20 protein-coding genes and 1 pseudogene are annotated in these 20,688 nt (G+C 72.7%); 7 read left to right on the top strand and 14 right to left on the bottom strand.

The window, feature by feature from the left end:
• Positions 1-52: 52 nt before the first annotated feature.
• Positions 53-730, bottom strand: a complete 678-nt coding sequence (locus ACFCV8_RS21715) for a uracil-DNA glycosylase (protein WP_376687041.1) — start codon at positions 728-730, stop codon at positions 53-55.
• A gap of 123 nt (positions 731-853) precedes the next feature.
• Between ACFCV8_RS21715 and ACFCV8_RS21720 the strand changes: the two genes are divergently transcribed.
• The gene (locus ACFCV8_RS21720) at positions 854-1,900 is read left to right on the top strand and encodes an N-acetylglucosamine kinase (RefSeq protein WP_376687042.1); all 1,047 of its coding nucleotides are present in this window, start codon (positions 854-856) and stop codon (positions 1,898-1,900) included.
• 119 nt (positions 1,901-2,019) lie between these two features.
• Positions 2,020-2,943, top strand: coding sequence for a sirohydrochlorin chelatase (locus tag ACFCV8_RS21725; protein WP_376687043.1), 924 nt, complete (start codon positions 2,020-2,022; stop codon positions 2,941-2,943).
• A gap of 125 nt (positions 2,944-3,068) precedes the next feature.
• Here ACFCV8_RS21725 and ACFCV8_RS21730 read toward each other — a convergent pair whose 3' ends face one another.
• The 7 genes from ACFCV8_RS21730 to ACFCV8_RS21760 form a co-directional block, all read right to left on the bottom strand.
• Positions 3,069-4,148 carry a lactonase family protein gene (locus ACFCV8_RS21730; RefSeq protein ID WP_376687044.1) on the bottom strand — a complete coding sequence of 360 codons (1,080 nt, stop codon included), beginning with the start codon at positions 4,146-4,148 and terminating at the stop codon, positions 3,069-3,071.
• 114 nt (positions 4,149-4,262) lie between these two features.
• Positions 4,263-5,768, bottom strand: coding sequence for an FUSC family protein (locus ACFCV8_RS21735; RefSeq protein ID WP_376687045.1), 1,506 nt, complete (start codon positions 5,766-5,768; stop codon positions 4,263-4,265).
• 241 nt (positions 5,769-6,009) lie between these two features.
• Positions 6,010-7,155: a glycosyltransferase family 4 protein gene (locus ACFCV8_RS21740; RefSeq protein ID WP_376687046.1), complete on the bottom strand. Its 1,146-nt coding sequence runs from the start codon at positions 7,153-7,155 to the stop codon at positions 6,010-6,012.
• Positions 7,156-7,450: 295 nt separating this feature from the next.
• Positions 7,451-8,122, bottom strand: coding sequence for a response regulator (locus ACFCV8_RS21745; protein WP_376687047.1), 672 nt, complete (start codon positions 8,120-8,122; stop codon positions 7,451-7,453).
• Positions 8,119-9,498, bottom strand: coding sequence for a sensor histidine kinase (locus ACFCV8_RS21750; RefSeq protein ID WP_376687048.1), 1,380 nt, complete (start codon positions 9,496-9,498; stop codon positions 8,119-8,121). Before ACFCV8_RS21750 ends, ACFCV8_RS21745 begins: the two co-directional genes overlap by 4 nt.
• Before the next feature lie 10 nt (positions 9,499-9,508).
• Entirely contained in the window at positions 9,509-10,672 is a 1,164-nt protein-coding gene (locus ACFCV8_RS21755; protein WP_376687049.1) for an acyltransferase, read from the bottom strand.
• Positions 10,665-11,642, bottom strand: coding sequence for an alpha/beta hydrolase (locus ACFCV8_RS21760; RefSeq protein WP_376687050.1), 978 nt, complete (start codon positions 11,640-11,642; stop codon positions 10,665-10,667). The genes ACFCV8_RS21755 and ACFCV8_RS21760 overlap by 8 nt, the downstream gene beginning before the upstream one ends.
• Positions 11,643-11,891: 249 nt before the next feature.
• Here ACFCV8_RS21760 and ACFCV8_RS21765 point away from each other — a divergent pair, with 249 nt between their 5' ends.
• Both ACFCV8_RS21765 and ACFCV8_RS21770 read left to right on the top strand, forming a co-directional pair.
• On the top strand, positions 11,892-12,374 hold the full coding sequence (locus tag ACFCV8_RS21765) for an Lrp/AsnC family transcriptional regulator (protein WP_376687051.1): 483 nt from the start codon (positions 11,892-11,894) through the stop codon (positions 12,372-12,374).
• A 227-nt stretch (positions 12,375-12,601) separates the two neighbouring features.
• The gene (locus ACFCV8_RS21770) at positions 12,602-13,861 is read left to right on the top strand and encodes a protein kinase (RefSeq protein WP_376687063.1); all 1,260 of its coding nucleotides are present in this window, start codon (positions 12,602-12,604) and stop codon (positions 13,859-13,861) included.
• Here ACFCV8_RS21770 and ACFCV8_RS21775 read toward each other — a convergent pair.
• Positions 13,858-14,427, bottom strand: coding sequence for an RICIN domain-containing protein (locus tag ACFCV8_RS21775; RefSeq protein ID WP_376687052.1), 570 nt, complete (start codon positions 14,425-14,427; stop codon positions 13,858-13,860). The genes ACFCV8_RS21770 and ACFCV8_RS21775 overlap by 4 nt on opposite strands.
• Before the next feature lie 356 nt (positions 14,428-14,783).
• Between ACFCV8_RS21775 and ACFCV8_RS21780 the strand changes: the two are divergent.
• Positions 14,784-14,972: pseudogene (locus tag ACFCV8_RS21780) on the top strand (IS5/IS1182 family transposase); the annotation flags it as partial.
• Between the two features lie 126 nt (positions 14,973-15,098).
• Here the strand turns inward: ACFCV8_RS21780 and ACFCV8_RS21785 are convergent.
• From ACFCV8_RS21785 to ACFCV8_RS21805, 5 genes are all read right to left on the bottom strand, one after another.
• On the bottom strand, positions 15,099-15,446 hold the full coding sequence (locus ACFCV8_RS21785; protein WP_376687053.1) for a VOC family protein: 348 nt from the start codon (positions 15,444-15,446) through the stop codon (positions 15,099-15,101).
• A gap of 91 nt (positions 15,447-15,537) precedes the next feature.
• Positions 15,538-15,900, bottom strand: coding sequence for a transposase (locus tag ACFCV8_RS21790; protein ID WP_376687064.1), 363 nt, complete (start codon positions 15,898-15,900; stop codon positions 15,538-15,540).
• A 32-nt stretch (positions 15,901-15,932) separates the two neighbouring features.
• On the bottom strand, positions 15,933-16,517 hold the full coding sequence (locus ACFCV8_RS21795; protein WP_376687054.1) for a S1 RNA-binding domain-containing protein: 585 nt from the start codon (positions 16,515-16,517) through the stop codon (positions 15,933-15,935).
• Between the two features lie 122 nt (positions 16,518-16,639).
• Positions 16,640-17,821: a phospholipase D-like domain-containing protein gene (locus tag ACFCV8_RS21800; protein WP_376687055.1), complete on the bottom strand. Its 1,182-nt coding sequence runs from the start codon at positions 17,819-17,821 to the stop codon at positions 16,640-16,642.
• A gap of 471 nt (positions 17,822-18,292) precedes the next feature.
• Positions 18,293-18,820 (bottom strand): DapH/DapD/GlmU-related protein, encoded by a 528-nt coding sequence (locus ACFCV8_RS21805; protein ID WP_376687065.1) that lies wholly within the window; start codon positions 18,818-18,820, stop codon positions 18,293-18,295.
• A 113-nt stretch (positions 18,821-18,933) separates the two neighbouring features.
• On the opposite strand from ACFCV8_RS21805, the gene ACFCV8_RS21810 reads away from it, so the two are divergent.
• Positions 18,934-19,863, top strand: a complete 930-nt coding sequence (locus ACFCV8_RS21810; RefSeq protein ID WP_376687056.1) for a LysR family transcriptional regulator — start codon at positions 18,934-18,936, stop codon at positions 19,861-19,863.
• A 271-nt stretch (positions 19,864-20,134) separates the two neighbouring features.
• Positions 20,135-20,680: a hypothetical protein gene (locus ACFCV8_RS21815; RefSeq protein ID WP_376687057.1), complete on the top strand. Its 546-nt coding sequence runs from the start codon at positions 20,135-20,137 to the stop codon at positions 20,678-20,680.
• The last annotated feature ends 8 nt before the right edge of the window (positions 20,681-20,688 follow it).

A 20,688-nucleotide genomic window follows, 5' to 3' on the forward strand; every position in this document is an offset into this window, starting at 1 on the left:
CAGGAGGGACGGCACGCGGATCGCGGCCCCGCCACGATCCGCCGGACGCTCCTTACGGAAGCCGCCAGTCGACCGGCTGGGCTCCCTGGGACAGCAGCAGTTCATTGGTGCGGCTGAACGGGCGCGAGCCGAAGAAACCCCGGTCCGCGGACATGGGCGAGGGGTGCGCGGACTCGATCGCCGGGTAATCCCCGAGAAACGGCCGGAGGTTGCGGGCGTCGCGCCCCCACAGCACGGACACCAGCGGCTTGCCGCGCGCGGCCAGGGCCCGGATGGCCTGCTCGGTGACCTCCTCCCAGCCCTTGCCCCGGTGCGCGCCCGGCTTGCGGGGCGCGGTCGTGAGCGCCCTGTTCAGCAACAGGACGCCCTGCCGCGTCCACGGCGTCAGGTCGCCGTTCGAGGGACGCGGGTGCCCGAGGTCCGCGTGCATCTCGCGGAAGATGTTGTCCAGGCTGCCGGGGACCCGCGTCACCTCGGGGGCGACGGAAAAGCTCAGTCCCACCGCCATGCCCGGCGTCGGATAGGGGTCCTGACCGACGATCAGGACGCGTACCTCGTCGAAGGGCTGCTGGAACGCGCGCAGCACGTTCGCCCCGGACGGCAGATAGGTGCGTCCGGCCGCCACCTCGGCGCGCAGGAAATCACCCATCGCCGCGATGCGTCCGGCCACAGGGGCGAGTGCTTCGGCCCAGCCGGGCTCGACTACTTCGTTCAACGGTCGTGGTGCCACGAAACGTCACTCTACCGGCGTACACGGACAGTCCCGCTCCCGAAGACCGCTCCCCGGGGCCGGGCGTCCGGGCCTGGGGATAGGCTGCCGCCGTCATTCGTCTTCCCTTCCCTGGAGCCGGACATGAGCGCACCGCGGCGATCACCGGAAGCCACCGCCGCGCCGGGGGCCCACGTCCTCGGCGTGGACTCGGGGGGTTCGGGGCTGCGCATCGCGCTGGGCACCGCCGACGGGGCGGACCCGGTGGCGACGGAGGACTGCGAGGCCCCGGTGCGCACCGGGCCCGCGGGGATCGACGCGGGCCATCTGCTGGAGCAGCTGCTGCCCGCCGTCCGCCGGCTGCTGCGGCAAAGCGGCGCCGGGGACGGCCGCGAGGTGGCCGCCGTGGCGATCGGCGCGGCCGGCATGGCGACGCTCGGCGACCAGTTGCGCGCCGAACTCCCCTCGGCCCTGGAACAGGCGCTCGGGGTGCGGCGGCTGGCACTGGCCGCCGACGGGGTGACGGCGTACGCGGGCGCGGTCGGCCAGCGCCCGGGGGCGGTCGTGGCGGCCGGAACCGGCATGATCACGCTGGGTACGGATCTGACGAGCTGGCGGCGGGCCGACGGCTGGGGCCATCTGCTGGGCGACTGCGGTGGCGGGGCCTGGATCGGCCGGGCCGGGCTCGACGCGGCGATGCGCGCCCACGACGGGCGGCGTGGCGGGTCCGCCGCACTGCTGTCCCGGCTGGAGGCGGTGTTCGGGCCCGCGCCCGAGCTGCCCTCGCTGCTCTACCCGCGTTCCGACCGGCCTGCCGTGCTGGCCTCGTTCGCGCCCGAGGTCGCCCGGTGCGCGGGGCACGATCCGGTCGCCGCGGGCATTCTGCGCGAGGCCGCGGCGCATATCGCGGAGGCGGCCGCGGCGGTCTGCCCGGCGGCGGGGGCCGATGGCGGGCCGTGCGAAGTGGCGCTGACGGGCGGCCTGTTCCGGATGGGCGATCCGCTCCTGGTGCCGCTGCGCGAGGAGTTGTCCCGGCAGGTCCCGCAGGCCCGGGCCGTCCCCGGATCGGGTGATCCGCTGGCCGGTGCGCTGTCCATCGCGCGGGCGCTGGCGGTCGGGGATCTGCGGCTGCCCCTTCACCCGACATTGCTCCGGGTGCCTGGTGAGGAGCCTGGACAGGCGACCGTCTAGGCACCGACAGAGCGGAATAGTCACCAGTTAAGCCACTCATCGGATAAAAGCGGACAGATGACGCCTGTCTGGGCCCTCCCCGAACAGAGGCGTACCCAAAACCAGTAGCATGCGGCGCCATGAGCACCCCCACTGGGCCCGCTTCCGGCCTGCCTGTACGAATGCCGCGACCTCGCCAGTCCGGACGGCACCGCCGCCCGGAGCCCGTGGTCGCACCCGAGGGCGCCGCCGCGCTCGTCCTCGCCGTTCCCGGTACCCCTTCTCCGGCCACGCGCAGCCTGGCCGAAGAGGTCATCAGCATCGCCCGTTCCGAGCTGCCCGGCCTCAACGCCCGGATCGGCTACCTCGACGGCGATGACGACGAGTACCCCGCGCTGAGCGCCGTTCTGACGCACTGCGCGGCCGAGCGCGTCGCACGCTACGAGCAGGCGCGGGCCGCGGGCCGTGAGGTGCCCGAGCCCGAGGGTCCGTCGGCCGTCGTCGTCCCGCTGCTCGCGGGGCCGGACAGCGCCCTGATCCGGCGGATACGACAGGCCGTGATGGACAGCGGCACGCAGGTCGAGCTGACCGATGTACTCGGTCCGCACCCGCTGCTCGCCGAGGCGCTGCACGTGCGGCTCTCGGAGGCCGGTCTGGCGCGCGCCGACCGGGCGAGGCTCTTCACGGTGGCGACCGCCGCCGACGGCATCGTGCTGGCCACGGTCGGGGGCGACGAGGCCGTGCAGGCCGCCGGGATCACCGGCATGCTGCTGGCTGCCCGTCTGGCGGTGCCGGTGATGGCCGCGGCGCTCGATGTCGAGGGTTCCGTCGCCTCGATCGCCGAGCAGCTCACCGGCTCCGGCTCGGTGCAGCTCGCGGTGGCGCCGTACCTGGTCGGCCCGGAGGTGGCCGAGGGGCTGCTGGACGCCGCGGCGAAGGAGGCCGGCTGCCTGGTCGCCGAGCCGCTCGGTGCCTACCCGGCGATCGGCAAGCTCGTGCTGTCGCTGTACATGACGACGCTCGGCATCACGCCGGTCGCGCCGCAGGGCGCCCAGGCGCACTGACCCGGCCCGTCGGGTCCGCCCGGCGGTCCGCCCGTCCGTCCTCGATCGCCGTACGGGCCCGGTCCTGCCGGGCTTGTACGGCGATCGTGCGGTGCGCGCGGTGAGGTGACGCCGCGTGGGCGCCCTCAGGCGAAGATCACGCAGGAGGCGGCAGGGGCGTCCAGCGAGCCCGCGTGGCGCGGGATGCCGGTCGCCGGGTCGATGTCGAACCAGCTGACGTCGCCGGAGCGTTCGTTGGCCGCGTACAGGCGGCGTCCGGTGGGGTCGAGGGCGAGGTCGCGCGGCCAGTGGCCGCCGCAGTCCACGGTGGTGACCAGCGTCGCCCGCTCCCCCGTGGCGTCCAGCGCGAGGACCGAGAGGGTGTCGTCGCCCCGGTTGGCGGTCCAGAGGAACCGTCCGTCGTGGGCCACGACCACCTCGGAGGGATAGGTCCGCGTATCGCCGTCCCGTGCCCCGTCGGGGAGCACGGAGGTCTCCCCGACGGGTTCGAGGGCGCCCGCGGCGGCGTTCCACCGGCATACGGTGACGGTCGGGGCGAGCTCGTTCAGTACGTAGGCGTGACCGCCCGCGGGGTGGAAGGCCAGGTGGCGCGGGCCGGTGCCCGGCCGCAGCGGGGTCTCGGCGTGCACCCGCAGCTCCCCGGTCGCCGGGTCGAGCGCGCAGATCCGTACCGAGTCGGTGCCGAGGTCCACGGCGAGCACCCAGTTCCCCGAGGGGTCCGGGAGCACCTGATGGGCGTGCGGGGACTGCTGCCGGTCGCGGTCCGGCCCGCTGCCGGTGTGTGTGAGGACGGAGGCCGCCGGGCCGGGGGTGCCGTCGGCCCGCACCGGCAGGACGCTGACGCTGCCGGAGCCGTAGTTGGCGGTGAGCAGATGACCGACGGCGAGCGCGAGATGGGTGGGACCGCTGCCCTCCACCGGGCGGAGCCCACCGAGCAGCCGGGGGGCGTCGCCGCTGACGTCCAGGGCGGCCACCGCGCCGTGCTCGGTCTCACTGACCGCGTACAGCGTCCGGCCGCCGGGCCCCGGACCGTGGCCCAGGGCGAGGTACGAGGGGTCGGGGACCTCGGCCGTGCTGCCGAGGACGGTCAGCGCCCCGGTCGCCCGGTCGACCGCCGCGGCGGTGACGCCCCGGCCGCCCGCCGAGGTGAACGACCCGATGAATGCCCGCACCACGACGTCGTCGCCCACCGCAGCGTCCGTCACCGTTTCTCCCCTTCTCCGCCGACCGACCGCGACGGAACGCGCCCGTCGTGGTCCTGCGGGGCGACGGTAGCAGCCGCGAGAAAGGTCCGGACCAGCGCCTCGGCCCGTCGTGGTTCAGGCGAGGGACGGCACCCCGGCGGCCCGGCGGAGGGGGACGGCGAGTTCGAGCAGGGCCTGCTCCAGCGCGTGGAGGTGGGTGAGTACGGGCCCGGCGGCGGTTGGTACGGGTGCGGCGGCGGACGGGCGACGGAACGCGCCGACCGGCTGTTCCGTGAGCGCCTCGACGGCGGCCTCCACCCGCCGGCACGCGTCGGCGAGCCGCACGTCGTGCGAGGCGTCGGGGTCGGCCGCGGCGGCGGCGAGACCACGCACCTCGCGGGCGCAGTCGTCGAGCAGGGCGAGCACCCGCCGGGCCCGGCCCCGGCGGGCCCTCATCGGGTTGAGCGGATGCACGAGCGGCGCGAGCGACAGCCGCACCCGGCCGAGGATCGCCTCCAGTTCGGCGACGCGCGGTGCCGGGTCGGCGGCGGCGTCGCCCGCCAGCCGGGCAGCCGTCCCGGCCGTGCACGCGTGCACGCAGCGCAGCGCCCGTTCGACCCACGCCTCGGTCACCGCGTGCGTGGTCACCGGCAGTACGAGCAGCACGGCGAGCGCGGCGCCCAGTGCGCCGACCGCCGTCTCGGCCACCCGCAGCGCGAGCAGTCCGGTGTCGAGCACGCCCAGCAGCCCGTACAGCATGCTCGCCATCACCGTCACGGAGAGCATCATCCAGGTGTACGAGACGGCGGCGGTGTAGAAGATCCCGAAGACTCCGGCCGCGACGACCACGGCGGCGACCACCGGCTCGTGGTGGAGCGGTACGGCGACGGCGAACCCGAGGACGATCCCGAGCGCGGTGCCGAGGAACCGCCGGAAGCCGCGTACCAGCGTCTCCCCGCGCGAGGTGGTGTTGACGAAGACCCACCAGGTGGCGCCGACGGCCCAGTACCACCGCTCGCCCGAGAGCGCCTGCCCGACCGCGAGCGCCAGCCCGGCACCCACCGTCGCCTGCACGGCCTGCCGGGTGGTGATCCGCCGCAGTCCCTCCCCGCCGGTCGGTGCGGGGACGGCGGCCGGGGCCGGGAGGCGGCGCTCGTAGCACCAGGCCCCGAACCGCACGGCGGCGGCCGCGGCCAGGGACAGCAGCACGGCCGCATACAGCTCGGGCAGCTGGCCGGGCACGGTGTGCAGGAACTGCGCGGAGAAGAAGGTCATGAAGGCGAACACCCCGAGCGAGTGCCCGCGCGGGCCCCACCGCCGCGCGTACACCCCCGCTCCCACGACGGCGAGGAACGCGAGGTCACGGGCGAGGGGTACGTCGTGCAGCACGGCGGCCAGCGCGAGCACCGGCAGCCCGGCGACGGGCAGCAGGGCCGTCGTCACCGCCTGCCCGCGCACCGTCGCGTCGGTCACCGTGAACAGGGCGAGCAGCGCGGCCAGACCACCGGTGATCGCCGCCACCAGCGAATGGCCGGCCGTGCCGCACAGCGCGACGGCGAGCCCGATCCCGAGCACGCCCCGGCTCGCGAAGCGCAGCCGCACCCGCCCCGGATCCGGCGCCACGAACACCCTCTTCAGCAAGTTGCCCCGCCCCTTCCGCACCGTGACGCGTCACGGTGCGTGTCGTCACATGAGAAAGGCGCCGCGGAGATCCCTCGCGGGATCCGCAGCGCCATCGATGCAGATATTTCAGCATCCGTTCTACTGATGGTTCAAACCGGACCGGAGATGCTGTACCAATGGCACAGGATCTCCGTTCATTGCCGGGCCACCGCAGAGCCAACGGTCCACCGGGTGGGCCGATCGGTGCGGCGCCGCCCGGTCACCGGGCGTTCGACGGCGCCCGCTCGACGGGAGTCAGGAGGCGGTTCAGGTGGCGGGCCGACGCCTCCCACGACCAGGACTCCTCGACCCAGGCGCGGCCCGCCTCGCCCATCGCGGCCCGGTCGGGGTCCAGGAGCACGCCGGTCAGTGCCTCGGCCACGGCCTCGGTGTCGGTGCCGTCCACGACCCGGCCGGTCCGCCCGTCCAGGACGGTGTCCGGGGCGCCGCCCGAGTCGCCGACGACCACCGGCAGTCCGCTCGCCGCCGCCTCCAGGAAGACGATGCCGAGCCCTTCCGCCTCCAGCCCGGCCCGCCGGGTGCGGCAGGGCATCGCGAAGACGTCCGCGGCGGCGTAGTAGGCCGGGGTGTCGTCGTGCGGGACCCCGCCCGCGAAGTGGACCGCGCCCTCGGCGTGCCGTTCCGCCAGCTTGCGCAGCCGTGCCTCGTCGGGGCCCTTCCCCACCACCAGCAGCACCGCGCCGGGCACCCGTCGCCGGATCAGCGGCAGGGCCCGGATGAGCGTGTCCTGCCCCTTGCGCGGCACCAGCCTGGCCACGCAGAGGATGACGCGCCTGTCGTGCAGCCCGAGCGCGATGCGCGGGTCGGGTCCGGCGACGGGTCGGGGGCGGAACGCCTCTGCGTCGACCCCGGGGACCAGGCGGCTCATCTCGGCCCGCGGGCCGAGCGCCGGCTCGATCCGGGCGCGGGTGTACTGCCCGAGGTAGGTGACGACGTCGACCCCGGTGCCTATCCGGCGCATGAGCCGGCGCGCGCCGGGCGTCCTGGCCCACCAGATCTCGTGGCCGTGGGTGGTCGCCACGATGCGCCGTACCCCGGCGCGGCGCAGCGCCGGTGCCATCAGGGCCAGCGGGGCGGCGGCACCGAACCAGACCCGGTCGCAGCCGTGCGCCTCGGCGATCTCGACGGCCCTGCGGGTCACCCGGCCGGTCGGCAGCAGCGTCCGGCCCGGGTCGCGCACCACGGGGAACGGGAGGTTCGCGTCGTAGGCGGTGTCACCGGGCTCGTGCGAGGTGTAGACGACCACATCGTCGTCGGGGACGCGGGTGGCCATCGCGTGCACGAAGGTCTCGATGCCGCCCTGGCGCGGCGGGAAGTCATTGGTGACGACAAGGGTGGAGCCCATGGGGTTCTCGGTTTCCTTCGGTTGTCGGGGAACGGTGCGGCTGTCGGGTGGGGGGTGCTCCGGGCCGTACGGAGCACGCCGGGGCGCGGGGAGACGAGCAGCCCGGTGCCCGGTCGGGGGCATGGCTGCTCACCGGGTCGGCCGGGGCCGTCCGGTCACGCGTCGGTGGTGTGCGGGTGCGGTGTTACGCGGAAGCGGTGTACGTGGGGCGGGTGCGGCGTCGCGCGTGAGTGGTCCCGGGCGGGCGCGGTGCTACGTGGGCGTCGCGGCCGGCGGTGCTTCGGCGGGCGGGCGTTCAGTGGCCGCCGGGGCGTACCAGGCCGGTCTCGTAGGCGTGGACGGCGGCCTGGGTCCGGTCGCGCAGCCCGAGTTTGGCCAGGATGCGGCCCACATGGGTCTTCACGGTCTGCTCGGCCACCACGAGGCACTCGGCTATCTCGGTGTTGGACAGCCCCCGGGCGATCAGGGCCAGGACCTCGGTCTCGCGCTCCGTCAGCTCCCCCGCCCGGTCGGCGGACGGGGCGCGCGGGGCGGTGCTCACCCTGGCGAACTCGGCGATCAGCCGCTTGGTGATGTTCGGGGCGAGCAGTGCGTCGCCCTCGGCCACCACCCTTACCGCGCGGGCGAGTTCATCGGCCGAGGCGTCCTTCAGGAGGAAGCCGGAGGCGCCGGCGCGCAGTGCCTCGTAGACGTACTCGTCGAGATCGAAGGTGGTCAGGACCAGCACCTTGGTGGTGGCGCCGTCGGCCCCGGTGACGGCACGGGTCGCCTCGATGCCGCCGAGCCGGGGCATCCGGATGTCCATGAGGACGACGTCCGGGGCGAGTTCGGCCACCTTCTCCACGGCGTCGGCGCCGTCCACCGCCTGGCCCACCACCTCGATGTCCGGTTCCGCGTTGAGCAGCACCGTGAAGCCCTGGCGGACCATCATCTGGTCGTCGGCGATCAGGACGCGGATGGCCGTCATCGGGGATCCTCGGCGGGGTCGGCGGGCCGGGTGGGCTCCGCTGCGGGCAGTGCGGGCAGTATCGCAGTGACGTCGAATCCTCCGTCGGGGGTGGGTCCGGCGGCGAGTTCACCGCCCAGCATCGCGGTGCGCTCGCGCATGCCGAGCAGGCCGTGGCCCTCACCGCGGGCGGGCGGGGCGGGCCGGGCCGGCGCGGTGTTGGTGACCCGGACCATGACCCCGTCCGGCTGGTGGCCGACCTCCACCCGGACCGGGGCGCCGGGGGCGTGCCGGATCGCGTTGCTGAGCGCCTCCTGCACGATGCGGAAGGCCGACAGTTCGACTCCCGGTGACAGCGGGCGCCGTTGCCCGGTGGTCGTGGCGGTCACGGCGAGTCCGGCCGTACGCGCGTTGCCGATGAGTTCGTCGAGCTGGTCGAGGGTGGGCTGCGGGGCGTGCCGGGCCGCCCGCGGGGGGGAGGGGTCCTCGGAGCGCAGTACGCCGAGGACGCGGCGGAGTTCGGTGAGGGCGTCGACCGCGTTGCGGCGGATTCCCTCGACGTTCTCCCGCAGCTCGTCGGAGGGGTTGTCGACCAGGTGCGGGACGACCTGGGCCTGGATGGAGATGACGGACATGTGGTGGGCGACCACGTCGTGGAGTTCGCGGGCGATGCGGCTGCGTTCCTCCAGCAGGGTGCGCCGGGCGCGCTCCTCGGCGGTCAGTTCCTCCTGCACGACGAGCCGGGTACGGGTCATGGCCAGGCTGCGCAGGGCGGTGCCCAGCGTCGTGGCGACGGCGAGGACGGCGAGGCTGGAGACCGAGCCCGGACCGAGGTTCCAGGAGACCGTCGCCCCGCAGGCGATCCCCACGACCGCGGTGACCGCCAGGGCCCCGGCACCGGCCCTGGGCCGTACCCGCAGGGCCAGCAGGAACATCACCCCGGCCTGCACCGCGACGCAGGTCGGGTTCCAGGGATACACCTCGGGGGCGGCGGGCCCGGAGAACGCCGCGGGCCCGAGCCGGGCGAACTCCTCCGGGCGGGGAACGGCGTGCGCGGCGAACGGGGTGACCAGCACCGTCACGATCACCGATGCCCACCAGGCCGGGACCGGGCGGTACAGGACGGCGACGAGCGCCGCCGCCTGGGCCCCGGCGAACAGGATGCCGAGGTCGACGCCCGCGCCGAACCGGAAGGCGTACAGGTTGGTGTTGGCGACGAGCAGGCCCACCGCGGCCATCACCAGCGGGACCGTGATCACCGGCCGCCAATCCAGCCAACGCGGTTGTCCGTGGCCCCCCTTCGGGCCGGCCCCCGTGGTCAGGAGGTCCTCGCGCAGCGTACGGGGCAGGGCCCGCAGCAGTCGCACCGAACGCTTCACCATGTCTCCCCGTTTCACGGTTCGCACCCTAGACACCTCTGGCCGCCGTCCGTCGGGGGCGTCCCTCGCGGACGACCAGGCTCTTCCCGCGCGGCCGCCGCTGCCGCTCGTACCCGTGGAAGGCCGCCCGGCAGAGTGCCAGCGCGAGGGCGAACACCGGCAGCCAGGCCAGCCGGGCGAGCACCCAGCCGGGGTGGTCGGGCAGGGTGTGCAGTCCCGGCAGGCGCGTACCCGTCGTCAGGCCGAGCGCGGTGACCGCGATCATCGCGGTCTGGTGCCAGAGGAACACGGTCATCGCGGAGAGGTTGAGCACCGCGACCACCGCCCAGAGTGCGGGGCGTCGCAGCAGCCGGCGCAGCGGGCCGAGCAGCAGCAGTGCCGCACCGCACTGCGCGAGGCCGAAGGTGACCACCGCGAGGGTCGGCGGGTCGAGGTTGGAGATCTCGGTGCCGGGCACGCCGACCATGGACGCGGGGTAGCCGCCCCACCGGACGAGTGCGGCGGTGGCGGCGGCCCCGCCGAGCAGCAGGGTCCAGCCGGTCCGGCGGCCGCACAGCTCGCCGCGTGTCCGGGCCGCGCCGAGGCAGTACGGCACCAGCCAGCCGGCCGCCACATTGACCGAGGCGAACGCGGTGGGTGTGTCCAGGCCGAAGCGGTAGAGGTCGACGACGAGCACGACGGCGAACGGCCAGAGCGGATGGAGCCGCGCCACCAGCGGGGTCGCCGCCGTCAGGACCATGAAGACCACGACGAACCAGAGCGGGGACCAGACCAGTTTGCACAGGGCGCGCACGGTGTCCTGGTCGGTTCCGGAGGCGAGCATGGTCACCGCCGCGACGGACCATACGGCCAGGACCACGGCGACGGGGCGCAGCAGTCGGACCGTCCGGTCCCTCAGCCACCGGCCGTAACTCTCGCCCCGGGCGCGGGCCGTGGCGTGACTCCGCGCTCCGACCAGGCCGCCGACCATGAAGAAGACCGCGAGGGTCTGGAAAAGCCAGGAGGCCGGGACGAGTCCGGGCAGGTAGCGCAGCGGGCTCGCGCCGTGCAGGGTGCCGCTGTCCACGACCAGCGCGGTCACCAGCCAGTGGCCGAGGACGACGCCGAGGATGGCGAGGGCGCGCAGGGCGTCGACGGCACGGTCGCGGTCGGCGGGGGTGGCGGATTCGATCCGCCGGGCGAAGTCACGCACGGTGCCCTCCCGGGGGTTGTGCGGACGCGGCCGTGCCGGCCACGATCCGGGCGATGTTCCGCAGTGGTTCGGATCCGGCTCTCAGGTAGTCGCTGTGGCCGCCGTCGCCCGCCGCGAAGGTCCGGGCGCCGAATCCGGGCGAGACGGGGTCGGTGCCGAACCCCACCTCCAGGAAGGGCAGGCGCAGCCGGACATGCGGTACGTCGGCGATCCAGTCGTCGCGGGCGCGGCCCGCCCAGACGGTGGCCCCGGTGCGCAGGGCGGCGGCGTCCGGGTAGCCGGTGCCCGGGCTGCCGTACAGGACGATGTCGGCGACTCGCAGCCCGTGCGCGGCCCGTGCGCAGACCACGGAGCCGTAGGAGTGGCAGAGCAGCGTGGTCCGGGCGGCGGGCTTCAGCCGCTTCAGTTCGTCGACGAACGCGGTGAGTCCGGGGGCGGCCTCGGTGGCGCGGGCCGGGGTGAGCGCGTCGCGGCTCACCGTGCTCGGGGTCCGGTATCCGAGCCAGGCGATCACCGCGGTGCGGCCGCCCAGTTCGTGGAGCAGGGCGCGCGATCCGTCGCGCAGCCGCCAGTAGTGGTCGAGGTCGATACCCGCGCCGGGGACCAGTACGGCGATCCGTTCGGCTCGTGCCAGGTCGCCGTAGACCTCGGCCGAACGGCCGCCGTCCCGGCCGTCGAAAGTGAGGAAGTCGCGGGCGGGGCCGGCCATCTCGCGCAGGGCGGCGGCCCGTACGCGGTCCCCGTGTCCGGCCGCCGCCCGCTCGGCCGCGACGATGTCGTCCCGGGTGGCCGTGTACCGCCCGGCGAGGGCCTCGGGGTCCGCGGTGCGCAGCGGGACCTGGGCGGACGGCGCGGGCGCCGGGACGGCCGCGGGGCGCGCCGCGCCGGAGACCGGCACGGCCACCGAGGCGGCCACCAGCACGGCGAGCAGGCCGCGGCGCAGGCGGACGCTGCGCGGTGGGGACGGCATGAGGGGGTGATTCCTTCCGTACCTGGCGGTTTCGGAGCCCGGACGCGAGGGACGCGGTGGCGGTACAGAAGCTAGGTACGGGGCCCTGTAGTCGGCGTCCCACCGGGGTGTGAACCTGTTTTCTAGCTCTGGAGGACTACAGGTATGACATGTCGTCGGTCCGGCTCCGGGGCCGGCGGCGAAGGCCGGAACTGTGCCGTTGGTACAGTCTCAGCCCGAATTGCCGGACCAGAAAGGGGCCAGCGGACCATGGCGGTGGACGACCTCGACACCCGTATCCTGCGGCTGCTGATCGAGCAGCCGCGTACCAGCGTCCGCGAGTACGCCCGCATCCTCTCCGTCGCGCGAGGCACCCTCCAGGCGCGGATCGACCGGCTGGAGCGGGACGGTGTGATCACCGGCACCGGGCCGGTGCTGTCCCCGGCGGCCCTGGGCCATCCGGTGCTGGCCTTCGCGCATCTCGAAGTGACCCAGGGGCATCTGGACGAGGTCGGCGAGGCGCTCGCGGCGGTGCCGGAGATCGTGGAGGCGTTCTCGACGACGGGCGGCGGGGACCTGCTGGCGCGGGTCGTGGCCCGCGACAACGGGCATCTGGAGGACGTGATCCAGCGGCTGATCCAGTTGCCCGGTGTGGTCAGGACACGTACGGAGGTGGCGTTGCGGGAGCGGGTGGCGCACCGGCTGCTGCCGCTGGTCGAATCGGTGGGCCGGACGGCGGCCGACCGGAGGTGATCACGGGTCGGGCATGCCGGGCATGCCGGGCGGCGGGGCCGCTCGGCGGTCCCGAAGGCCCGGTGGACCGATATCCTGATCTTGCCGCGCGCCCCCCACCCCCGTCCCGGTTGCGGTCGGGTCGCCGCCGTGGCATCAGATGCAGAAGCGGCCCACGATCCGAGAATGGTGTACAGGTGCTGGTAGCAGGTCGGTACCGGTTGATATCCCCCATCGGCCGCGGCGGCATGGGCGAGGTGTGGCGTGCCGCCGACGAAGTGCTCGGCAGGGCCGTCGCGGTGAAGCTGCTGCTGGGCGACCACGCGGACGAGTCGGCCACCGCCCGGTTCCGCCTCGAGGCGCAGACCGCGGCCCGGCTGAGCCACCCTCATCTGGTGGCGGTGTTCGACTTCGGCGCCTGGGAGGACCGCTTCTATCTGGTGATGGAACTCATCGAGGGCCGGAGCCTGGGCGCGATCCTCACGGCCGAGGAGCGGCTCGGCGCCGAGCAGGTCGCCCGGATCGCCGGACAGGCGGCCGCCGGGCTCGCCGCCGCCCACCGACAGGGCATCGTGCACCGCGACATCAAGCCCGGGAACCTGATGCTGGACGCCGAGGGCTCGGTCAAGATCGGCGACTTCGGGATCGCCCAGTTCGTCGACGACCCGTCCGCGGCGCTGACCACCACGGGGCAGATCGTCGGCACCAGTCTCTATCTCGCCCCGGAGCGGGCCCTGGGGCGCACGGCCGGTTCGGCCTCCGACATGTACTCCCTCGGCTGTGTCATCTACCAACTTCTGCTGGGTGAGCCGCCGTTCCGCTCGGACACGGCGACCGCGACGCTCTATCAGCATGTCGACACCGCACCCGTGCCGCTGCGGCAGCGGGGCGTCGACCTGCCGCCGGCCTTCGACTCCTACCTCCTCGGACTCCTCGCCAAGCAGCCCGAGGACCGGCCCGGCGCCCAGGACGTCGCCGAGTGGTTCCAGAGCGACGCGTGGCGCGGGCAGCCGGAGCCGCTGCCGATGTACGCCCCCGCCCCGCATCCGGCCGCCGGTGTCCCGCACCGCGCCGCACCCGCCCCGGGCCGCCCGCACACACCGGCCGGCGCTCCTCCGTACGGCGCCGCGGCGGCGCCCGGCCCCGCCGAGCAGGGCTCGGGCCCGGCGACGTACCGGATGCCGCAGTCGGGCGGTCACCGCCGCCGCCAGCCGGACCGCTCCGCACCCGCCCTGAGCACCGGTGCCCGGGAGGCGATCCGGCGCCGCCCGCGGGTGGCGAGCGCCGTCGCCGGAACGGTCGCCTTCATCGCCGCCGTGTACCTGGGGATGACCTTGTTCTCCCAGGACCCCGACGACTCGGGCACCCCGGACCCGGGGACCTCCGCGACCAGCGAGCCGCAGTCGCAGGACGCGTCGGGCGCCCCGCTGCCGCCCGCGCAGGACTCACAGGACTCGCAGGACTCACAGCAGGACAGCCAGGACAGCCAGGACGACCAGGACGACTAGTACCAGATCTGATCGCCGTGCCACCCGCAGTCGAACTGGACGGCGGGCGCGGTGTTGGCCGTACTACCGTCCTTGATCGCAAGGCACTTTCCGCTGTTGTAGTTCTCCAGGCCCCAGCCTTCGATCGTCTTGCCGTTCTCGATCATGCCCTTGCCGTTGAGGGCCCAGTACTGGTCGATGTATGGTGCGGGCGTTCCGCAGGGGTACTGGGTGACGGGAGCGAAGTTGTCCTTCCGGGCGGCGTCCACCGACAGGCACATTCCGCTGTTCTGGTTCTGGATCGTGTACCAATCGCGGCTGCCGTTGTCGGTCGTGAAGGCAAGCTGAAGGACCCAGAAGTGATCGTCCCACTCCCCGCAGGTGAACTGGTTCAGCTGCGCGGCGGGCTCCATGCTGCCGCCTGGTACAGCGAGACACAGGTCCGACCGGCCGTTCGTAATATGCGCGTATCCGCCGACACCGGAACTTCCGGGAATGTCCAGTGCGTTCGCCGAAGACGACCCGACCGTGAACACCACGGCCAAGGCCGCGGCCAAGACCAAGTACACGTGCTTCGCTCTGCGCATCGAAACCTCCGGTGACGGGTGTCAGCCTGCGAGAACACCGGCTTGTCCGGTCTGCTGCAGGTTGCTGACTTCCTGGCCATCGTGGAGCGCAGGGGAAGCAGGGACTTGGCAGCGAGTGCACAGAACATGTGCACTCAGCGCCAGGATCATCTTCGGGCGGATTCGTTACGAGGTTGCTGAAGCCCCACCGCTCGGCTATCGCACCGATCGGCTGACGCTTCAGGAGGTGGTCGCCGAGACGAGCGGAAGCACACCCGCCTCGGGTACAAGCCGGCACTCGACCGGGCGGTTTCGTCACCGAGGCGGGAGAGCACGGACTGGGCCGCTCACGCGGCGGGTTCACCACCAAGCCGCACCTGACCGTCGAGCAGGGCCAGAAGCCCCTGTCGATCGTGATCACGGCGGGGCAGCACGAGGACTCCCCGCGGTTCGAGCCCGTGCGGGAGAAGGTCCGGGTGCGGCGTGTCGGGTCCGGCAGGCCCCGCACCCGGCCGAACCGGGTGCGGGCCGACAAGGCGTACGCCTCCCGCGAGAATCGCGTCTACCTGCGGCATCGCGGGTTCCGCTGCATCATCCCGGACAAGGCATACAAGGCCCGCCGCCGAGGTTCGACAAGGTCGACCATCGCGAGCGGCATGACGAGAAGCTCGCCGTCCGCTGCGAAGCAGCCGTCAGCGGTGGCCCAGCACGTTGACCACCCGTCCGCTGGGGTCACGGACGAAGAACCGCCGCACGCCCCACTCCTCGTCCTGCAAGGGGTGCACGATCTCCGCGCCGCTCTCCCGCACGACCGCATAAGCCGCATCCACGTCGTCCACCTCCACGCTCATGTCGGGGGTGACAGGCGCGGTTCTGTCACTGGTCATGATGCTGATCTGCGCTGCCGGGGCGGACGGGGAGGCCAGCGTCATGATCCAGCCGTGGTTCATGACCTCCTCGAAGCCCAGCAGGCCATAGAACTCCCGGCTCTCCTGCGCGGCCTCCGACTGGATGTTGGGTACGACACGGCGAACGGTCATCAACGACTCCAAGTGAGGGCAAATGCGTCTATGTCTCCCCAGGAGTACTACGCCACGTCCGCCACCGCACACACTTTCGCAACACGCTTCATCACTTGTCCAGGTGATCGTGTGCGGAGCCGGATGGCAACGGCTGCTGCTGCGGCGGCCATCCGCGCCCAGGCGGACCTGGCCGGCGAATCCGCCCCGCGAGTGGGCCAAGCCCTTGCCTCCGTCGGCCCCCGGCCTGGACCTGCTGGAGCAGACGCTTCCAGGTCCCCTCGGCCGACCACGGACGACGGCGTTCATGGACGGTCTTCCACGGCCCCGACCTCTCGGGCAGGTCACACCACCGCGCCCCGGTCCCCACCCGGTGCGGAATCCCTTCGATCGCCTGCCACAACTCCCGTTGCCGGCCGGCAGGGACGGCCGCGGTCGTGCCCGATCGGCATCCATCGGGATCGGCCCGGCCCATGCTCACCTCAACGATTCGGGCACGGCCGCCCGTCACGTGGACAGCACGGCATCTGCGTACCGGCCGCTCTTCGGCCCGGAGAGGAAAACCCGGCGGCGTGGCAGGTCGATTTCCGCGACGACGACGGCAATCTCCTCTCCGACCTCGAGGTCTTCCACCGGATTTTCCGCAGGGCGGCCGTCGATCTCCCTGAAGGGGATCAGCCCGAAGATCCCGTCCCCGAGGTCGACGAGGACGCCGATGGGAATCACCCGCTCAACCGTCCCACGGAATTCCTGGCCCACCACTGTACGGTCGGCGAAAGCCTGAAAGGGGTCGGGTTCCAGTGCCTTCAAGGACAGCCTGGCCTCGGCGTTGCAGGTGTCGAACCCGATGAACTCGCACGACACACGCTGCCCTGCTCGAACAACATCGGTGGGCACGTCGAAGCGCCGCCAGGACAGTTCGGGGATGCCGAGGAACCCGACACCGGGCAGAGTGGGATGGCCTGGCCCGTCGTCCAGGGCCACGAAGACCCCGAACCGTTCGATCGCCGCGACGGTGCCGGACAGGATGTCGCCGCGGTGCAGGGACTCCAGGAACGCCCAGAGTTCCGGGCTCTCGGACTGCCAATCCATAACCGCGACCCTGGCACACGACGTCGTGTGCCGGCCAGGCCCGTGTACGGCGGGCGGGGACCGCGCCCGTGCCGCCGCCATGGACGACGTGGCGATCGGCGCGGCCGCGGGTCCGGCCGCCGTCAGCTCTTGCAGTCGGCCACGTTGTCGCTGGTGCCGGGCACGGCGGCGGACCGCGCGGCCTGGAAGTTGGCCTCGAACGCGTCGAAGACCGCCGGCGTGGTGATGCGCAGCATGGCCTCGTCGTTGTTGCGCAGGGCCGGGCCGCTCCAGTTGTGGCTGCCGGTGAACATCACCTTCTGGGCGGTGCCCGCGTACATGCCGTCGACCATCCAGTTCTTCGAGTGCACGATCCGGTTGGGCGTCGCGGGGTCGCCGTCGTCGTCGTGCTGGTAGCAGCGGTTCGTGATGCCGGAGACGCCGTGCAGGGCGTTCCAGGTGCCGGAGTCGCTCTCGCTGTAGACCAGATCGACCAGGCAGCCCTGGCCCGCCAGCGCGCGCAGCTTGTCCGCGACGGCCTGCCGGGTGATCTTCAGCATCGCGGCGTGGACGGTGGTGCGGCGCGCGGTGCCCGCGGAGTCGGTCCAGCGGCAGGTGATGTTGTCCATCGCGTTGACCACGGTGTCCGTGGTCGCGTCGCTGCCCGCGCGGGGGAAGAAGTAGTACTTGTAGTCGCCCGCGTTGCCGTACGTGTAGGACCAGGCGGTGCGGTTCTGGGCCGGGAGACGGGTGAAGTAGTCCACGTAGCCGTCGTACATGGCGGTGTTGCCGGCGGCGGTCACCGAACTGTTCCAGTACCGGCTGTAGTTGGACGGCGTCAGGTTCGAGGTGAGCTGGACGACGACGTTCTTCTGGGCGCCGCCGCCGACGCTGCTCGCGAGCAGGAACTTGTTGTGGTTGATGCCCGTCTGCTCCGTGCTGAGACACGAACGGCCCTTGGCACACAGGGCCACCCAGGAGGCTGCGGAGGTGCTGGTGCCGAGGCTGCTCGTGAGGAGGTCGTAGGAGGCCCGGTACTCCAGGGTGCTCTCGTCGAGGACGACCTTGACGCTGACGCCCCGGGCCTTCGCCGCGCCGAGGTCAGCGGCGATCGTCTCGTCCCACAGGTGGTACATCGCGAGTCGCAGCACCGAGCCGCTGTCCGCGTTCGCGATCACGGAGCGGACCTGGGCGCGGATGGCCTGCTGTTCCGCGGTGGTGCCGGTCGGCTTGTTGAAGACCGGGCCGGCGGGGACGGTCGCCGCGTCGGCGGTCTGCGCGGGCGCGAGCAGCGCGGCCACGCAGCCGGCGACGGCGAGCAGCACGCCGGCCGCGCGCCTGCCCGGCGCGGAGGAACGCGGTGAGGCGGACCACCGGGACGTGGGCCATGAACGGGTTCTGGCGAGCGTCGGTATCATCGTCGGCTTTACTCTCTCTCATGCTTTCGCGTGGTACGGATCTCTCGGTCCGTCAAATCGGTTCAGCAAAGCACGACTTCAGCACGAGGTCACCCGGTTCGGGCGCCGGGTTCCCGGGGCGCCGAGGCGGGCGCGCGGCGCGGACGGCGCCGGGTGCGGGGCGCCCACGGCAACGGCCCGTGCCGCGCGCATCCGCGGCGCCGGGACATCCGGCGCCCGATTCCGGAGGGGGCGGGCAGCCAGGCTGCCCGCCCGCGCAGAGGAACACGCGGCGGACGACCGCTCGGCTCCGACGAAGGGCGGAGCCAGGGACACAACACCGTCGAACGGGCGATCGGCCAGAGTTGCTGCTCACCCGGTCCAGCAGCCCGGCCGGACTCAGTCGATCTTCTTGATCACCCGGGCGGGCACTCCCGCGACCACGGTGCCGACCGGAACATCACGGGTGACCACCGCACCGGCGGCGACCACCGCACCGGCACCGATGGTCACCCCCTGTGTGATCACGGCAGCCGTACCGATCCAGACGTCGTCCTCGATGACGATCGGGGCGAAGGAGAGGTACTCGCGACGCTGGGCCAGGGGCAGTGGATGGCCTCCGGTGACAAGGCTGACCTTCGGGGCGATCATGACGCCGTTGCCGATACGGATGCCTCCCCTGTCCATGAAGGTGCATCCCTGGTTGACGAAGACGTTCTCCCCGAACGTCGTGTTGAGCCCGTACTCGGTGAAGAACGGCGGGTAGATCGTCACCGATTCCGGCAACGGGCCACCGAACACAACAGAAAGTAGTTCTGCACGACCGTTGCCGTCGCTGAACGGCAGCACGTTCAGTCGGGACGTCGCATCGGTCACCTCCATGATCCGCTCCACATGACGCGCGAACTCGGGCGTCTGGACATACATGACTTGCTCCGTGCGGGTAGACATACGACGATCCCACACCCCGAAGGGCGAGTGATCAAACAACCGCACGACCCATCAGACACAACTATTCGTTGTGGAAGTAAGTTGACGATGTGGATGCTGAAGCGCTGCGGACGTTCGCGGCCGTCGCCGAGACCGGCCAGTTCCAGGCAGCGGCGGACGAGCTCGGGATCAGCCAGCAGGCGGTCTCCAAGCGGATCGCCGCCCTGGAGAGACACCTCGAGGTCACGCTCCTGGTGCGCACCTCGCGAGGCTCCCGGCTGAGCCCGGACGGGCAGGTCTTCCTGCCGCACGCCAGGAAGGTCCTCGCAGCCTTCGAGCAGGCCGAGCGTGCCGTGCGCCCCGGCAGCCGGCCCTTGCGCGTCGACGTCCTCAACCGGCGCATCGCTCCGGCCCAGGCCGTCTACCGGTTCTACCGCTCCCACCCCGAGATGAACCTGGACGCGGTCACACTGAGCGACGAGAACGCCGCCCAGGCCGCGCAGGCGGTGCTCGGAGGAACCGCCGACGCGTCCTTCCGCGCCCTGCCGGTGGACCAGATTCCAGCCGGGATCAGCGCCGAACGACTCCTGGACACACCCCTGGAGCTCCTGGTCGGGCCCGGCCACCCCTTGGCGAAGGCACCCTGGGTCAGACCTGCGGATCTGGCCGGCCACCGCATCTGGATCCCCGGGATCAGGCCGGACACGGAGTGGGCGGCCTTCTACCAGGCGCTGTCCGAGACCTTTGGACTCAGCATCGACGCGCTCGGCCCCAACTTCGGCGACGAGGCCCTGATGGACACGCTGGCCGAATCGGCCTCGCCGGCCACCCTGGTCGGCAGCGGGGACCGGTACCTGTGGCCCCGGACCCACGACCTGCGACGCATCCCGTTGCGCAAACCGACCCCGGTGTACACGCACGCACTGCTGTCCCGGACCGAAGACCGGCACCCCGTACTGACCGCGCTGCGCGACCATCTGCGCGCCTCGAAACCGCGCACCCCGGCCGACGCATGGACACCGGACTGGGCAAGTCCCTGACCAGAGGACAGATTCAACGCAGAACGTCCGAGCCACGAAGGACGCGGCTGCGTCCTCCCCGGGGCCGCGACCGCCGCGGCCCGCACCGTCCGGCTCCGCGCACGATCGGCCGGGCAAGCCCTGGGGCCGTCCCCGGCCCGCGTTTCCCCGTGCCGGACGGAGAGCGGTCTCCCGGGGCCGGCGTCAAACAACCGTCAGGACCACGCGCCGCGACGTCAGCGGTCCGTCAACGGCGGCCGGGGGTGCGATGATCGCGCCTAGCGTCGCTGCCATGCGCCACCACACTCCCCGTACCGGGTCGCGTCCGGCCCGTTCCGGCACGATCGCCCACGACCTCGGCTGGGCCGCCGATCTGCGGTTCGCGGTTCACTGCTCGGTGGTCCTGCTGGTCCTGCTGGTGGGGGTCGACGGGGCGGCCGGGCAGCTCACCGGGCCGCGCACCCTGCTGTGGGCCGGATCGGCGGCCCTGCTGTGCGCGGTCCTGGTGCCGCCCCGGGTCCGTGCGGGTGCCGGATGGATGTCCTGCCGGGGGCTGCTGCGCGAGCGGACCGTGCGTACCGACCGGCTCGTCTCGGTGCGCTGGCCGGACGGTGTGGCCCAGCGCGTGGTGTTCCGGGACGACGAAGGACACCGGGTCGAGGTGGACCCGGAAGTACTCCTGGCGAATCCGGCACTGTGGCACCGGCTGGACACGGACGCCCGCCGCAGCGCGCGGGCCGGGACCCTGCGGTCCGGGACGCCGGCGCTGCGCCGCCTCTCCGAGCGGGTCGACAGCAGGCACGCGCAGCGGGTATTCGCCCTCTCCGGGCTGGAGTGACCTTCCGC

Source organism: Streptomyces sp. NPDC056347 (assembly GCF_042262625.1).
GTDB lineage: Bacteria > Actinomycetota > Actinomycetes > Streptomycetales > Streptomycetaceae > Streptomyces.

Excerpts from the sequence above, each read along its gene's own strand:
- ACFCV8_RS21720 (WP_376687042.1), top strand. The coding sequence starts at position 854 with ATGAGCGCACCGCGGCGATCACCGGAAGCCACCGCCGCGCCGGGGGCC.
- ACFCV8_RS21725 (WP_376687043.1), top strand. The coding sequence starts at position 2,020 with ATGAGCACCCCCACTGGGCCCGCTTCCGGCCTGCCTGTACGAATGCCG.
- ACFCV8_RS21740 (WP_376687046.1), bottom strand. The coding sequence starts at position 7,155 with ATGGGCTCCACCCTTGTCGTCACCAATGACTTCCCGCCGCGCCAGGGC.
- ACFCV8_RS21745 (WP_376687047.1), bottom strand. The coding sequence starts at position 8,122 with ATGACGGCCATCCGCGTCCTGATCGCCGACGACCAGATGATGGTCCGC.
- ACFCV8_RS21760 (WP_376687050.1), bottom strand. The coding sequence starts at position 11,642 with ATGCCGTCCCCACCGCGCAGCGTCCGCCTGCGCCGCGGCCTGCTCGCC.
- ACFCV8_RS21765 (WP_376687051.1), top strand. The coding sequence starts at position 11,892 with ATGGCGGTGGACGACCTCGACACCCGTATCCTGCGGCTGCTGATCGAG.
- ACFCV8_RS21770 (WP_376687063.1), top strand. The coding sequence starts at position 12,602 with ATGGGCGAGGTGTGGCGTGCCGCCGACGAAGTGCTCGGCAGGGCCGTC.
- ACFCV8_RS21775 (WP_376687052.1), bottom strand. The coding sequence starts at position 14,427 with ATGCGCAGAGCGAAGCACGTGTACTTGGTCTTGGCCGCGGCCTTGGCC.
- ACFCV8_RS21785 (WP_376687053.1), bottom strand. The coding sequence starts at position 15,446 with ATGACCGTTCGCCGTGTCGTACCCAACATCCAGTCGGAGGCCGCGCAG.
- ACFCV8_RS21790 (WP_376687064.1), bottom strand. The coding sequence starts at position 15,900 with ATGGGCCGGGCCGATCCCGATGGATGCCGATCGGGCACGACCGCGGCC.
- ACFCV8_RS21795 (WP_376687054.1), bottom strand. The coding sequence starts at position 16,517 with ATGGATTGGCAGTCCGAGAGCCCGGAACTCTGGGCGTTCCTGGAGTCC.
- ACFCV8_RS21805 (WP_376687065.1), bottom strand. The coding sequence starts at position 18,820 with ATGTATGTCCAGACGCCCGAGTTCGCGCGTCATGTGGAGCGGATCATG.
- ACFCV8_RS21815 (WP_376687057.1), top strand. The coding sequence starts at position 20,135 with ATGCGCCACCACACTCCCCGTACCGGGTCGCGTCCGGCCCGTTCCGGC.